At 59.0% G+C, this 12,357-nt stretch carries 18 protein-coding genes; 8 read left to right on the top strand and 10 right to left on the bottom strand.

All coding sequences use genetic code 11. From position 1 onward, the window contains the following. Positions 1–44: 44 nt before the first annotated feature. The 9 genes from AAEU42_RS09730 to AAEU42_RS09690 all read right to left on the bottom strand — a co-directional run bounded on the left by AAEU42_RS09730 (position 45) and on the right by AAEU42_RS09690 (position 4,642). The gene (locus AAEU42_RS09730; RefSeq protein ID WP_342233343.1) at positions 45–431 is read right to left on the bottom strand and encodes a hypothetical protein; all 387 of its coding nucleotides are present in this window, start codon (positions 429–431) and stop codon (positions 45–47) included. Next, the gene (locus tag AAEU42_RS09725) at positions 428–838 is read right to left on the bottom strand and encodes a RusA family crossover junction endodeoxyribonuclease (RefSeq protein WP_342233342.1); all 411 of its coding nucleotides are present in this window, start codon (positions 836–838) and stop codon (positions 428–430) included. Before AAEU42_RS09725 ends, AAEU42_RS09730 begins: the two co-directional genes overlap by 4 nt. Beyond that, positions 835–1,263 carry a hypothetical protein gene (locus AAEU42_RS09720; protein ID WP_342233341.1) on the bottom strand — a complete coding sequence of 143 codons (429 nt, stop codon included), beginning with the start codon at positions 1,261–1,263 and terminating at the stop codon, positions 835–837. Before AAEU42_RS09720 ends, AAEU42_RS09725 begins: the two co-directional genes overlap by 4 nt. Before the next feature lie 410 nt (positions 1,264–1,673). Continuing rightward, positions 1,674–2,216: a hypothetical protein gene (locus AAEU42_RS09715; RefSeq protein WP_342233340.1), complete on the bottom strand. Its 543-nt coding sequence runs from the start codon at positions 2,214–2,216 to the stop codon at positions 1,674–1,676. Further along, positions 2,213–2,839, bottom strand: coding sequence for a DEAD/DEAH box helicase family protein (locus tag AAEU42_RS09710; RefSeq protein ID WP_342233339.1), 627 nt, complete (start codon positions 2,837–2,839; stop codon positions 2,213–2,215). The genes AAEU42_RS09715 and AAEU42_RS09710 overlap by 4 nt, the downstream gene beginning before the upstream one ends. A gap of 41 nt (positions 2,840–2,880) precedes the next feature. Continuing rightward, on the bottom strand, positions 2,881–3,096 hold the full coding sequence (locus AAEU42_RS09705) for a hypothetical protein (RefSeq protein WP_342233338.1): 216 nt from the start codon (positions 3,094–3,096) through the stop codon (positions 2,881–2,883). Positions 3,097–3,378: 282 nt separating this feature from the next. Beyond that, complete coding sequence (locus AAEU42_RS09700) at positions 3,379–3,510, bottom strand: hypothetical protein (protein ID WP_342233337.1); 132 nt, start codon at positions 3,508–3,510, stop codon at positions 3,379–3,381. A gap of 18 nt (positions 3,511–3,528) precedes the next feature. Further along, positions 3,529–3,759, bottom strand: a complete 231-nt coding sequence (locus AAEU42_RS09695) for a hypothetical protein (protein WP_342233336.1) — start codon at positions 3,757–3,759, stop codon at positions 3,529–3,531. Between the two features lie 31 nt (positions 3,760–3,790). Next, a complete protein-coding gene (locus AAEU42_RS09690; RefSeq protein ID WP_342233335.1) occupies positions 3,791–4,642 on the bottom strand; it encodes an HNH endonuclease in 852 nt (283 codons plus the stop codon). 275 nt (positions 4,643–4,917) lie between these two features. Between AAEU42_RS09690 and AAEU42_RS09685 the strand changes: the two genes are divergently transcribed. Beyond that, on the top strand, positions 4,918–5,376 hold the full coding sequence (locus AAEU42_RS09685) for a DUF4145 domain-containing protein (RefSeq protein WP_342233334.1): 459 nt from the start codon (positions 4,918–4,920) through the stop codon (positions 5,374–5,376). A 166-nt stretch (positions 5,377–5,542) separates the two neighbouring features. Here AAEU42_RS09685 and AAEU42_RS09680 read toward each other — a convergent pair whose 3' ends face one another. After that, entirely contained in the window at positions 5,543–5,857 is a 315-nt protein-coding gene (locus AAEU42_RS09680; protein WP_342233333.1) for a hypothetical protein, read from the bottom strand. Positions 5,858–6,067: 210 nt separating this feature from the next. Here AAEU42_RS09680 and AAEU42_RS09675 point away from each other — a divergent pair, with 210 nt between their 5' ends. The 7 genes from AAEU42_RS09675 to AAEU42_RS09645 all read left to right on the top strand — a co-directional run bounded on the left by AAEU42_RS09675 (position 6,068) and on the right by AAEU42_RS09645 (position 12,343). Further along, positions 6,068–6,487 carry a helix-turn-helix domain-containing protein gene (locus AAEU42_RS09675; RefSeq protein ID WP_342233332.1) on the top strand — a complete coding sequence of 140 codons (420 nt, stop codon included), beginning with the start codon at positions 6,068–6,070 and terminating at the stop codon, positions 6,485–6,487. 41 nt (positions 6,488–6,528) lie between these two features. Next, a complete protein-coding gene (locus tag AAEU42_RS09670; RefSeq protein WP_342233331.1) occupies positions 6,529–6,945 on the top strand; it encodes an ImmA/IrrE family metallo-endopeptidase in 417 nt (138 codons plus the stop codon). A gap of 88 nt (positions 6,946–7,033) precedes the next feature. After that, positions 7,034–8,017 carry a hypothetical protein gene (locus AAEU42_RS09665; RefSeq protein ID WP_342233330.1) on the top strand — a complete coding sequence of 328 codons (984 nt, stop codon included), beginning with the start codon at positions 7,034–7,036 and terminating at the stop codon, positions 8,015–8,017. 26 nt (positions 8,018–8,043) lie between these two features. Beyond that, a complete protein-coding gene (locus AAEU42_RS09660) occupies positions 8,044–8,799 on the top strand; it encodes a stalk domain-containing protein (RefSeq protein ID WP_342233329.1) in 756 nt (251 codons plus the stop codon). Positions 8,800–8,841: 42 nt separating this feature from the next. Further along, the gene (locus AAEU42_RS09655; protein WP_342233328.1) at positions 8,842–9,963 is read left to right on the top strand and encodes a tyrosine-type recombinase/integrase; all 1,122 of its coding nucleotides are present in this window, start codon (positions 8,842–8,844) and stop codon (positions 9,961–9,963) included. Positions 9,964–10,271: 308 nt separating this feature from the next. Further along, on the top strand, positions 10,272–11,387 hold the full coding sequence (locus tag AAEU42_RS09650; protein WP_342233327.1) for an endonuclease/exonuclease/phosphatase family protein: 1,116 nt from the start codon (positions 10,272–10,274) through the stop codon (positions 11,385–11,387). Next, complete coding sequence (locus tag AAEU42_RS09645) at positions 11,384–12,343, top strand: tRNA dihydrouridine synthase (RefSeq protein WP_342233326.1); 960 nt, start codon at positions 11,384–11,386, stop codon at positions 12,341–12,343. Before AAEU42_RS09650 ends, AAEU42_RS09645 begins: the two co-directional genes overlap by 4 nt. Positions 12,344–12,357 lie beyond the last annotated feature (14 nt).

Raw genomic sequence — 12,357 nt, 5'->3', positions numbered from 1 at the left:
AGTGGGCCTTTTAAAATCAAGCATCTGCTGATAAGTGAGCTCGTTCATACTGTTTCCTCCTTTGCAGGTCGGCCCGGGCGGGCGTTCGCCTCCAAGCGGTTCCTTCTTCGCCACTTGATGATGCAGGTGGCGCTGACACCGATTGAGCGGGCGATCTGGTTATCGTTTTGTCCCATGTCATATAGGATGCGGGCCATTGTCTCGTCCATGGTCACCTTGCGGCCCCCGGCGTTTTTGAGTCTGGCGGTCCGCGGTGTGCTGGAAGATGGCACAATGATGATCTGCTGGGGCTTGTATTCCCGCTTGCCGGGCTGGCGGACGGCGCAGTCGTCCACGGTGCCGCCTCTGGAGTGGCCGGTCAGGGCGGCGTAATCACACAGGTGGCCGCTGTGGGGTGCCGCCTGGTATTTGCAGCCTTTGCAACGGGTCATGGAGTCGCCTCCTCCACTCGGACATAGACGGCGGGCTCCAGGGCGTAGAGCTTTTGGTAGCGCAGGCGGGTCACCTGCTTGTCGTCCTGGTAGGCCAGGCCGTTGAGAGCGTCCAGGACGAGCTTCAGGACATTGTCCGCATCAGGCTTTGTGAGTGGCACCAGGTCCCCGGAGAGCATGGCCTCCCGTTTATACTTGGAGGCGCTCCTGGGGATGGGGTGGTAGGCCTTGATGGTGACGGATACCGGTCCCTCCAGGGGGACGACGGGGCCGTGGATGGCCCGGCGGAAGTGCCACTGCACCTTGTCCTCAAAATCCTCGGTGGCTTTCGGGGTGTAGACGTGGCCTCCCTTGGTCATCCGTGGCCGGTCCTTCCCGTGAAGGCCGGGGACGGTAAATTCGATCATGTCAAAACCTCCAGTTCTGGGAAGCCCACCCCGTGGGCCTCCAGCAATTCCCACCACCGGCGGTATGTAAGCCCCTTCGCCTGGGCCTCGCTCCAGGTTGCGGGGAGACCTGCGGCCTTGCGCTGGGGCAGGATCTTTTCCCATAGACCCCGGAGGCCTTCCAGGATGAGGTCCGGCTTACCCTTGGGGGCGGCTGTCCTCGGCGGTTCCGGGGGTGGCGGGCAGAGCACAGCGATGTCCGTGACGTCCGGCCAGAACTTTTTCTCCCGGAAGTACCCGGCCACCGCGGCCTTCACGTCCGCCGGGGCGTAGGGTTCCAGGGTGAGCAGCCATAGGCTTTTCAGCTTTTCATCCTGGAGGTGGCGGTCATTGGGGCGGTAGAGGGCCAGCAGGGCCCACAGCTTTTCGATGTCGTCTTTCGTCATGGCGGCCCTTTCTTACGGTAGGTGGTTCTGATCCCTTCTCCCCCTTCTCTCGGTGAAGGAGGAGGAGAAAGGGGGGTTATAGGGGGATAGAGAATAGGGGGTATGGGGGGAAGGAGGAAGGGGGGAGAGGGGCCCCCGGCGAAACCGAAGGTTTCGTTGGGGAGAGGAGGAGCAGCGGAGTGAACGAGCCCTGCCCGCAGGGCGGGGGGAGCGATACGCAGCTTGCGCCGACGAGGTCATCGGCGCACAGCACGGGGCACGCCCCGCCGTCTGCGCCTGTTCCCGCCGGGGTCCCCACAAAGCCATCCGGCTTTGTGGGGAGAGGAGGAGCAGCGAAATGAGTGAGCCTTGGCGCTTGCGCCGAGGCAAGGGATATGAAGCTTGCTCCGACGTGATACTCCCGGAACCGTTTAAAACGGAAGGTCCCCGTCCTCGTCGGATTCAGGGAAACCGCCGGGGGCGGCCCAGGAGGCCGGGGCGGCGGGCTTGGATTTGGCCGGACGGAACTCGGGCACCTTGAAGTCCCCGGTCTGGATGGCCTCCAGGGAGCGGGTCTGGGCCACGTAGAGACGCCTGCCGGGGGTTCCGTTGGTTTTGATGTAGCCCTCCTCGCCCAAAACCAGGCCCATCAGCTTGCCGGCCAGGGCGTGGGGGTTCTGGTCGTCGAAGATATAGCCGGGGTTGGACGCCTCCACGGCGGTCTTGAAGGCCTTGAAGAAGCCCAGGGCGGAGTCCTTGTAGGAGCGGATGAGAGGGGTGGGCCAGAAGCCCGCCCGGGTGAAGGTGTCCTTGTTATAGCCCTTGTACTGGCCCTCGGCGAAGTCCCACTCGAGTTTGAGGTACTCTTTTTCCTCCACGTCGGTGACGGAGGCGATACGGGCGATGTAGGCCCCGGGGGTGGGGGCGTCGAAGCCCTCCACGGCCTGGACGCCGGTCCAATCGACATGTCTCATTGTTTGATCTCCTCCTTGTTCAGGTCGTAGTAGGCGCGGATGGCGTCGTCCACCGCCTTGAGGTCGTTGTCGATCTCCGGCGGGAACATGTCCATGGGGGACTTGGCGGTGGAATAGCCCTCCGACTGGGTGACGAAATAGTGGCGGTCCTTGGTGGAGCGGCAGAGGAGGACGATGGAGAAGAGGCCCTCCACGGTGAGCTTTTCGTCCAGCATCCGGCCGATGGTCTTGGCCTTGAGGGTGCCGTCGTCCCGCTTTTCGGTGTGGTGGAGGAAGTAGACGATGCGGTCCGGGGGCGTCTTGGTGATGACGAACTGGATGAGGTTGCGGAAGTTGAGGGCGATGTCGGTGAACTTGTTGTAGCCGGTCTCCTGGGCCCGGTCGAAGAACTCGAAGGCCAGAAGGTACTGGCTGTCGTCGATGACGTAGGTTTTCAGCTTGGGGGCGGACAGGCCCTTGGCGATGTCGGCGTAGGTGGCGGAGTTGACCATTTTGAGGGGTTTGCGGAAGGGAAGGGGCTTGGAGGCCACGTTAAAGACGCCTACCTCGTCGGGGGAGAAGCTGCGCAGGGAGGCGGATTTGCCGGAGCCGGATTCGCCGAGGATGAGAACGGGGATGCCCATGGTGATACCTTCTTTCTTTTGAATGGGGGTGGAGGAACGGGTCAGGAGACCTGTTCCATATCGATGCCCAGCTCCAGGGCCAGGCCGCGGGGATCGTTTTCCATCTGGTAGGAGATCTCCTTTTTGAAGCACTCCACGCAGACCATGCGGCCGTAGAGAAAGTAAGTAGATTGGCCGGGCCACACCTCACCGCCGCACTCGGGGCAGTTGAGCGCGGGGGGATCGTCCTGGATGTCCCGGAGGGGATTTTTCAGCATTTGACAGGTTCCTTTCCGTGCCTTATAATGAAGGCGGATTTTTTTCTGCTTTGCCGTCCTCGGTGTCGTTACCACCGGGGGCGGCGTTTTTTATGTCCAAGAGCTCGATGCAGGGAATGAGCCATAGCGTTAAGAAAATGAGCCGGTGGCTCATTTTTAGCGGTGGCCGGGCGGCTATGCCGCCGGGGGGCGTGTGGATAGAGTGCCGTCCGGGGACGTGGGGATAGGACGGCGGGCGGATGGTATCCGCCCCTACGGCCTGCGGGGAACGGCGGAGCGGGGTCACAGCAGCCACCCCAGGGCGATGCCCACGCAGAGGATCAGGGCCAATACGGCCAGCCCCTTGATCCAGGCTTCCGCCTTCTGCTGGAGGCGCTTTTCCTCTCGGGAGAGGTGTTTTGGGATATAACGCATGGTTTGGCTTCTCCTTTCTCAGGCCATACCGCGGCGGTCCACCAGGACGCGGGCCACCTCGTCGGTGTCGTATTTTTTCCGGCCGCCGAAGGCCGTGGCGGGCAGGCCGGTATCCTCCACCCAGCGGCGGGCGGACTTGGGGTCGGTATAGCCCAGCTCATGGGTCAGGTCGGCCAGGGTCATCATGCCGCCGTAGAGGGCGCGGAGGATGTCCCGCTTCTCCTTGCGGGCGGCTTGTTGGGGTGTCATGGAAAATGCCTCCTTTCTGGGTGAGTCCGGTTTATGGGACAGCGGTTGTGGTAGCATCAGGGTAGGACGGAGGGGAGGCGAAGAGCTCCTCCAGGGTCCAGGTGGGGAAGTAGGCGTCCCGGATGGTGAGGCAGTCCCGGTAGGGAAGGCCGGTATGGAGGAGGCGGTTGGAGAGGCAGGAGGGGGACAGGAAGAGGAGCTTGGCCAATTCGCCCCGCTTGATTTTCCTGCGGCGGAGCTCCCGGTCCAGGACAGGGTAGAGGCACCGCCCGGGGGCGGTCATGTACCGCTCCATTTTCTGGATGGCGTCCTGGACGCACTGGCGGGAGACGCCGCGGAGACGGGCGATGTCGGCGTAGGAAAGGCCCTGGGAGCGGAGGGAGAGGTATTCGGCCTGCCGCTGGGTGAGGCCGCCGGTCATGAGGTGGGCGGCCTGGTCGTGGGCGGCGGCGGCCTTGTCGGCGTCCCGGGCCACCTTCCTGAGCCGGGGCTTACAGGCGGGACAGATGCCGTCCTTGGCCCTGGTGAGTGCCCCGCAGGCTTTGCAGGGGGCGGAGCGCTGGTAGGGGTTGATGAGGCCGGTGCGGAAGGCGTGCTGGGCGTTCTCGCTGCGGGTGGTCCACTCCAGGTTTTCCAGACGGTTGTTGGAGGGGTTGCCGTCCAGGTGGTTGACCTCGGGCTTGTTTTCCGGGTTGGGCAGGAAGGCTTTCGCCACCAGGCGGTGGACGTACTCCCGGCTCCCGTCCGGGAGGCTCACCATGCGGTAGCCGTTGACCTTGTAGAGGGTGGCGAGGGTGCGTTTGCCGTCCGGAGAGACGCGGTAGACCTCGCCCAGGGTGTTCACCTCCACGCCGGGGAGGGGGGAGGCGGTGCGGATGGACATGGGGGGTCACTCCTTTTCTTGAAGATATTGTCACAAAGTGTTAGGATGTGGGTGAGGTGATAAAAATGGCAGGATTCAAATGTCCGTTTTGTGGGTCCGCAGTGCCGGATATTCATGAGACGCACCAGGTCGACTATACAAGATTTGTGATAACGGGCCGAGGTCTAGGCCGTAATGATGAGGAGTGGGGCTGGGATGTCCACATGCTCCGGTGCCCGGAGTGTGAACGGGTATCGACGGTCGCGTATGGATGTGGGACGAAAGTAAAGGGGCGGATGGTCCAAATCTGTCCTGAAAGCAGTGCGGTCCAGTTCCCGGAGTATGTGCCGGAGGGTATCCGCAGGGACTATGAGGAGGCCTACTCCATTTTGAATAAGAGCCCCAAGGCGTCCGCCACTTTGGCGCGGCGGTGCCTCCAGGGGATGATTCGGGATTTTTATGGAGAGAAAGACAAACCTAATCTCTACCAGGAGATTGATGCCATCAAGGACCGGGTGCCGCCGGCCCAATGGGCGGCCATCGACGCGGTGCGGAAAATCGGGAACATTGGCGCGCATATGGAGAAGGACGTGGACCTTATCATCGACGTGGAGCCGGAGGAGGCCGAACAGCTTCTGCGGCTGATTGAATTGCTGATGGATAAGTGGTATGTCGCCCGGCATGATGAAGAAGAACTCTACAAGGCCATTATGGAGACGGACAGGGAAAAGGCGGCGGCGAAGCATCCGGACTGACCGGGTCATTGACCGCAAGAAGCTCCCCTTCCAAGGACCAGAACTGCAGAATGACACGGTTTGGGTCTGAGCTGGTGCCTGCGCCGACGGTGGTCATAGTCTGGATGACCTGGATGACCTTAGCGGATTTGGTGGACATGAAAAAATCTCCTTTCAGGGAAGGGCTTTATACAAAATGATAAGATCCATCGGGATCAAGGAGCGCTTCCAGCTCGGCGGCGTAATTAGGTGAGACTGTCCGGTATTGCTCGACCAAAGCGAAGAGATCAGGGGAGAGGCCATGAGCGCTTCGCTCCCGCTTGATTTCAAGGCGCAAAAGGGCGGCATGCAGTTTCCGTTCCGCGTCTTTGGGCTGCCGGTGCCCGTTCAGAACAACGCTGAGATATTTGGGATTCCATCCCACCTCTTGGGATAGCTGCTTTTTGGTGACGCCTTTTCGGTGCATTTCACCAACCAGATCACCAGTCCATTGTGCAGGCATACAAAAGATTACCTCCTTCTACATTTTTGTTGACCTACGTAATCTTAAGTGATATTATGATGGTACCAGCCAATCACAAATGATTACTCTGAATGATTACGAAGATCAACCTGTGAGCTTATAATAGCACGCTATCGTAATCAATTCAAGAGCTTTCTGCTTACGTGAGTAATCTTTGTATGCTATGTACAAAAATAGGAGGCTCTTTTTATGTTTTTTGACCGCTTCGAGGAACTATGTGCGCAAAAGGGTGTTAAACCGGGAAGAGCATGCAGGGAAATGGGTGTGAGTCGTTCGCTTGCTGCAAAGTGGAAGGCCACAAAAACTGAAAAACCAAGTGCGGATGCCTTGGAAAAGATGTCGGCCTATTTTGGTAAATCAATTAATGAAATTCTCAGTGGGCAAAAAGAAACGCCCGCCTTCACTGGGAAGGACGAGCGGGATATTGCCAAGCGGCTGGAGGCCGTATTGGGGGATTTGGAGCAGGGGCAAGACGGGATTTCCTTTTTGGGCGAGGCTCTTGACCAGAGCACACGGGAGCTGCTGGCCAAGTCGATCCAAAACAGTCTGGAGATGGGGAAGGCGCTGGCCAAGCAGAAGTATACGCCTAAGAAGTATAAAAAGGAGTAAGTATGGTCACCAGAGCGATTGCCGAAAAGCTATGTCGAATATTGGATACCCGGAACCCTTTCGAGTTGGCGGCATCGCTGGGCATCGTGGTGCTTTACGAGCCGTTGGGGAGCATCCAAGGATACTACAACAAATGTTACCGGCAGAAGTTTATCCATATCAACGAAGAGCTGGATGGGTACGAGGCTACCTTTGCCTGTGCCCATGAGCTGGGCCATGCGATCCTTCACTCCGATGTGAACACCCCCTTTCTGCGGAAGAACACAATGTTTTCTGTGGGGAGGATCGAAACGGAGGCAAACCGGTTCGCGTTGGACCTGCTGTTTGAGGATGAAGAGCTCCAGCCCTTTTTGGAGCGGTCTATCACGGACGCCGCCGCCTATATGGGAGTGGACGTTCCGCTTGCGAAGTACCGGATGGAGGGCGTTGTACCTACCATTTGGGGGATGTGTGAGTGAAGGACCGGGGCTGGATGGCAACTGTGCTTATACATTGGGGGATGCTTTTAAATAGTTTGGGCGAAAACGAGTGCCGGGAGGGGTATCTATGCTGATTTTCTTCATTGGCGCGCTGTGTATGATGATCGTGCCGGGGTTGGTCCTTATGTACCGCAAGCGGAGGATTAGCAAGGGGGCCGTTTGGGGATTTTCGTTTCTGGCCTATCTGGTGGGGTATGGGCTGGCGCTGTTGATCGCCATGGGGCTGATTATGAACGGCCAGCTTGGGCCGGAAGAGGCGACGGTGGTCCCTGGCGGGCTCATCACGGTTTTCCTGGTTAACTGGTTCATGCGGTGGAAGCTCAGAGAAAAGGGACTTCTGAAGGAAAACCCTTCTTGGATGGTCGATGAACAGGAAGAGGAGGAGACCCCGACGGAAGCGGCGGTCGAACAAGCTGTGCAGGAAACGCCGTTATCGGCGGCGACTGATGCGCCCACCGTACCGACAAAAGAGACCGCGCTCGCAAAAGTTGAGGAATCCAGCCTTGATTTGTTGGCACAGATCCAGGAGGAGACGGAGGCGGAACGGACCGGGAAAGCCGTCCAGGAGCCCCAGGAAGCGACGAAAAGAAAGGGCGCACCGGTGTGGGTCTGTGCGCTTTTGGCGGTGCTGTGCATGGGGCTGGGAGTTGGATGCGGGGTGCTTGGATATACTGTCGTAAACTTGCGGGAGGAGCAGACCCAGTACAGTGCTGAAATAGATCGGTTAAGATCAGTAAATCAGGTGTTGAATCAACGGAAAAGTGAAGCTGAGAACGAACTTTTTGATTTGAAATATTCTGGAGAGCTCTACTTCTGGAGAAAACATGCTGTCATTGTGACGCCCACCGGGGAAAAATATCATACATACAGGTGTTCTACGATTGCGAACAGTGACAGCTTCTTGATCTATAACGTTGAGGCAGCGGACAGACGTGGCTATGAGCCGTGTAGCGTCTGCGATCCGCCTCTGACGATGGCGCGGGAACATGAGCGTTCGATGGAGTCAGCACGGTTAAAGGAACGCCTGAACCAAATGAGAAATAGTGGGTAATTGCTAGAAGGGGAGGAAACATTATCATGAAAAAAGAGAGAACGAAGGGCTTTATCTCCGGCGTGGTCGTCTCAGTGTTGATTTTTTCCCTGGTGGGCACCGCCGTCGCTACTGTGGGGAAACGGACGGCGGAGCTGGACTACAACGACATCAAGCTCTACATCAACGGCCAGTTTGTTACGCCTACGGATGCCAACGGGAACGCAGTGGAACCGTTCGCCATCAACGGGACCACTTATCTACCGGTCCGGGCGGTAGGGAACGCGCTGAACATGAATGTGCACTGGGACGCAAGCACGAACACTGTCATTTTGGATGAGAAGAAAACATGGGATGGAACCAGTTGGGTAACAACACCGACAGCTACGCCCACACCTGTTTCGACGCCGGTACCAACGCCTGTCCCAACAGCGTCACCGGCTCCAGTGGCCACGCCGGCGCCAACCCCGACGACCCCGTCTGCGGTCAGGAATGGATACAGCGCCGCACCGTGGATTCCCGATTTTGGTAAAGTCAATGGGATAACGCCGAGCTACTTTACCGATGAAACGTCGATTTTCGCCACCTACATCACAGATTCCTTCGACATGGTAGAGACATACATAGACGTTCTGGAAAGCGCCGGAATGACCTATGACGATGCAGCCACTACCGCCTTTAAGGAAGGCGCGATTGTGAGTTCACCCACGGTATATTCTTATAATGGGTCTGCAGCTTACATGGTGGTGATCGGTGTGGGAAGTGCCCCGGGGGAGGTCGTGATTTTCGCGCCCATTGGCTGACAATGGATTATGCGATATGTTTCTTGAGGAGGTGAGCGAACGATGGCCAAGAAGAAGGACGACGGACCGGTGAGAAAGACTGCCCGGTTTCACGGCAAGCAGTATGAGGCCACCGGCGTGGATGAGCTGGAGGCGCTCACCAAGCTGGCCGACAAGCTCGCCGCCGCCAAGCGGGGGGAGGAGACCGTCGGGGGGAACATGACGGTGGACGCCTGGTACCACAAGTGGAAGGCGCTGTACAAGGACCCCAAGGGGCTCACCGCCAAGAGTCTGGGGATGTACGACGAGAAATATAACGGGTACATCAGGCCCCGGATCGGACATCTGAAGCTCAAGGATGTGAAGGACGTCCACCTCCAGGAGATTTTGAACGGTGAGGCGGGCAAGAGCATTTCCCACGTGAAAAAGATCCGCATCGTGCTCAAGGAGATGTTCCGGCGGGCCAGGCAGTCCAGGCTGATCACCTGGGACCCGGCGGAGCTGTTGGAGCTACCCGCCGCCAGGCAGGGGGGCAGGCGGTCCATCACCGGGGAGGAGCGCGCGGCGATCCTGAAGCTGGCGCAGACGCACCGGGCGGGGCTGTGGATATTGACGCTGCTGTACACCGGGATGCGCCCCGGGGAGACGGCGGCGCTGAGCTGGGCGGACGTGGATTTTGAGAACAACGAGATTCACGTCCACGCCGCCAAGGAAAGCGGCAGCGGGCGCGTCAAGGGGCCAAAGACCGCGGCGGGGGTGCGGGACATCCCCATCCACGCGGCGCTGCTTCCGCGCCTGCGGGAGGCGGGAAAGGGGAAGCGTGGGTTTGAGCCGGTGTTTCCCACCCAGAGCGGCGGGCGGCAGAACGAGAACAGCCTGCGGCGGCTGTGGACAGGGTTCAAGCGGGAGTTGGACGTCGCCATGGGGGCGGAGCTCTACCGGAACAAGGTGGTGAAATCGGTGGTGGCGGAGGATTTGGTGCCCTACTGTTTGCGGCACACGTTTTGCACCGACCTGGAGGGCGCCGGGGTTGCCATCAACGTGGCAAAAGAGCTGATGGGGCATTCGGATATTCAGACCACGGCCAACATCTATACGCATAAAGACGCAAGGCCTATGCACGAGGGAATTTCACTTTTAGATGGCACTGCTGGGAAAGGTGCTGGGAATGAGTATATAGGGTGAGTAAATACCGCTGGGGCGCAATAGCTTTAAGGATTTTAGAGTACGGATTCCGGTTCTGAATGTTGGGGGTTCGAGTCCCTCCGGGCGTACCATGGGAAAAGTCCTTGAAAACACTGCATTTACAGTGATTTCAAGGATTTTTTTCGTTTTCTATATGCTCATTACAAATGGAGTTTTAAGGATTTCAGGAGCATTGACGGTGGGGACACTGGTGGAAAAGGTATTTCACTTTACATAGCAGGAAAAATGAATCATATTCACCGACGGTTAATGCTCCCATGGCCGTTTGGGTTTGGAGGGAGGATGTTATGATGTGGAAGAGAATTGGGAAAATCCTGTTGGTGCTGTTGTTGCTGCTGGCTGCCCTGGTGGGAGGGTATGCCGCCTATTTGCTGCTGACCTACGACCGGATCGAGGACCGCCAGGTGGTGGAGGTGGAGAACACCGCCCAGACCGAGGGGGTCACGGCAAGGGTGGGGGAAACCTATACCGCCGTCACCTATAATGTGGGGTTCGGCGCCTACTCCGATGATTACAGCTTCTTCATGGACGGCGGAAAATACGCCCGGGCCATGAGCGAGGCGGCGGTGCGGGAAAACATCGGAGGAGATATCGCCCTTCTGGAGCGGGACAATCCGGACCTGGTCCTGCTCCAGGAGGTGGACCGGGGCTCCACCCGGAGCTATCAGGTGGACGAGCATGAGCTGTTCCGGAAGGCGATGGGGGAGTACGCCGTCAACCATGGGGTGAATTACCACTCAGCCTACCTCTTTTATCCCCTGACACAGCCCCATGGAGCGTCTCTGTCAGGCCTGTCCACCTTTTCCCGGCTGGAAATGACCGGCGCGCTGCGGCGGAGCCTTCCCGTCAGCACCTCTCTCTATAAGTTCATCGACCTGGACCGCTGCTATGTGGTCACCCGGATCCCGGTGGACGACGGGAAGGAGCTGGCGGTCTACAACGTCCACCTCTCCGCCTATACGGAGGATGAGAGCATCGTAAAGGCCCAGATCGCCATGCTGAGCGGGGATCTGGAACAGGATGTGGCGGCGGGCAACTACGTGGTGTGCGGGGGAGACTTCAACCAGGACTTGCTGGGGGATTCTCCGGCGGTCTTTGGGACGGACGCCAGCGCCGAAAACTGGGCCAAGCCCTTTCCCAAGGAGCTTCTGCCCAAAGGGATCAGCGTGGCCTGGGACCGGCTGGGCCAGGCAGAGATCGAAAGCCTGGCCCCCTCCTGCCGCAACGCCGACGCCCCCTACGAGGCGGGGGTCAGCTTTGTGACCATGGTGGACGGGTTCCTTCTGTCGGACAACGTGGAGATTTTGGAGCTGGAGACCGTGGACAACGGGTTCCTATATTCCGATCATAACCCCGTCCGGCTGCGCTTCACGCTGAGGGAGAAGGAGGGGGGAAGAGGATGAAGTTTTATTTTGCCCCTATGGAGGGCGTTACGGACTACACCTTCCGAAACATCCACCACAAGTATTTTCCGGGCCTGGACCGGTACTTTACCCCCTTTTTGTCTCCGACCCAGGACGGCCGCTTCACCGGGAAAAAGGTAAAGGATGTGCGGCCCGAGGAAAACAGGGGCTTGAATGTGGTGCCCCAGCTCCTAACCAAGCGGCCCGAGGACTTCCTGTGGGCGGCCCGGGCGCTGGCCGACCTGGGATACCGGGAGGTCAACCTGAACTTGGGCTGTCCCTCCGGAACGGTGGTGGCGAAGGGGAAGGGGAGCGGGATGCTGGCTGACCCGGAGGGCCTGGAGCGGTTTTTCGATGAAATATTTGCCAAGACTCCGGTGGCGGTCTCCGTCAAGACCCGCCTTGGGATGAGGGAGGAGGGGGAATTTCCCAGCCTGCTGGAAATCTTCAACCGCTATCCTATTGCGGAGCTCACGGTCCACGTCCGGGTGCGGGAGGACTTCTACCGCCTTCCCGCAAGGCTGGATGCCTTTACACTTCCTCTGGCCCAGAGCAAGGCCCCGGTGTGCTACAACGGCGATCTGACCACGGCGGCCAATTTTTCCGCCTTTCAGTCCCGGTTCCCGGATACCCCGGCGGCGATGCTGGGCCGGGGGCTGGTGGCCGATCCGGCACTGGTGCGCCGGATCCAGGGAGGTCCCTCCGCGGACCGGGAGACACTGAAACAGTATCATGACGAGCTGTATGAGAGCTATTGCGTTGCCTTTCAAAGCGAGCGCAACGCCCTGTGCCGGATGAAAGAAATCTGGTTTTACCACATCTGCCTCTTTGAGGGGGCGGAAAAAATCGAAAAAAAGCTGAGAAAAACCACCGACCCCGGAGAATACCGGGCGTTGGCGGCTAGGATCTTTGGGGAGCTGCCCCTCCGGACGGAGGGAGCCCTCCCCAAATGGTGAGAAGGCGGGGCAAT

Source organism: Pseudoflavonifractor phocaeensis (assembly GCF_038439875.1).
Taxonomy (GTDB): domain Bacteria; phylum Bacillota; class Clostridia; order Oscillospirales; family Oscillospiraceae; genus Vermiculatibacterium.
This window is presented reverse-complemented; position numbering and strand designations above follow the sequence as displayed.

Excerpts from the sequence above, each read along its gene's own strand:
- AAEU42_RS09730 (WP_342233343.1), bottom strand. The coding sequence starts at position 431 with ATGACCCGTTGCAAAGGCTGCAAATACCAGGCGGCACCCCACAGCGGC.
- AAEU42_RS09725 (WP_342233342.1), bottom strand. The coding sequence starts at position 838 with ATGATCGAATTTACCGTCCCCGGCCTTCACGGGAAGGACCGGCCACGG.
- AAEU42_RS09720 (WP_342233341.1), bottom strand. The coding sequence starts at position 1,263 with ATGACGAAAGACGACATCGAAAAGCTGTGGGCCCTGCTGGCCCTCTAC.
- AAEU42_RS09715 (WP_342233340.1), bottom strand. The coding sequence starts at position 2,216 with ATGAGACATGTCGATTGGACCGGCGTCCAGGCCGTGGAGGGCTTCGAC.
- AAEU42_RS09710 (WP_342233339.1), bottom strand. The coding sequence starts at position 2,839 with ATGGGCATCCCCGTTCTCATCCTCGGCGAATCCGGCTCCGGCAAATCC.
- AAEU42_RS09705 (WP_342233338.1), bottom strand. The coding sequence starts at position 3,096 with ATGCTGAAAAATCCCCTCCGGGACATCCAGGACGATCCCCCCGCGCTC.
- AAEU42_RS09700 (WP_342233337.1), bottom strand. The coding sequence starts at position 3,510 with ATGCGTTATATCCCAAAACACCTCTCCCGAGAGGAAAAGCGCCTCCAG.
- AAEU42_RS09695 (WP_342233336.1), bottom strand. The coding sequence starts at position 3,759 with ATGACACCCCAACAAGCCGCCCGCAAGGAGAAGCGGGACATCCTCCGC.
- AAEU42_RS09690 (WP_342233335.1), bottom strand. The coding sequence starts at position 4,642 with ATGTCCATCCGCACCGCCTCCCCCCTCCCCGGCGTGGAGGTGAACACC.
- AAEU42_RS09685 (WP_342233334.1), top strand. The coding sequence starts at position 4,918 with ATGGTCCAAATCTGTCCTGAAAGCAGTGCGGTCCAGTTCCCGGAGTAT.
- AAEU42_RS09680 (WP_342233333.1), bottom strand. The coding sequence starts at position 5,857 with ATGCCTGCACAATGGACTGGTGATCTGGTTGGTGAAATGCACCGAAAA.
- AAEU42_RS09675 (WP_342233332.1), top strand. The coding sequence starts at position 6,068 with ATGTTTTTTGACCGCTTCGAGGAACTATGTGCGCAAAAGGGTGTTAAA.
- AAEU42_RS09665 (WP_342233330.1), top strand. The coding sequence starts at position 7,034 with ATGCTGATTTTCTTCATTGGCGCGCTGTGTATGATGATCGTGCCGGGG.
- AAEU42_RS09660 (WP_342233329.1), top strand. The coding sequence starts at position 8,044 with ATGAAAAAAGAGAGAACGAAGGGCTTTATCTCCGGCGTGGTCGTCTCA.
- AAEU42_RS09655 (WP_342233328.1), top strand. The coding sequence starts at position 8,842 with ATGGCCAAGAAGAAGGACGACGGACCGGTGAGAAAGACTGCCCGGTTT.
- AAEU42_RS09650 (WP_342233327.1), top strand. The coding sequence starts at position 10,272 with ATGATGTGGAAGAGAATTGGGAAAATCCTGTTGGTGCTGTTGTTGCTG.
- AAEU42_RS09645 (WP_342233326.1), top strand. The coding sequence starts at position 11,384 with ATGAAGTTTTATTTTGCCCCTATGGAGGGCGTTACGGACTACACCTTC.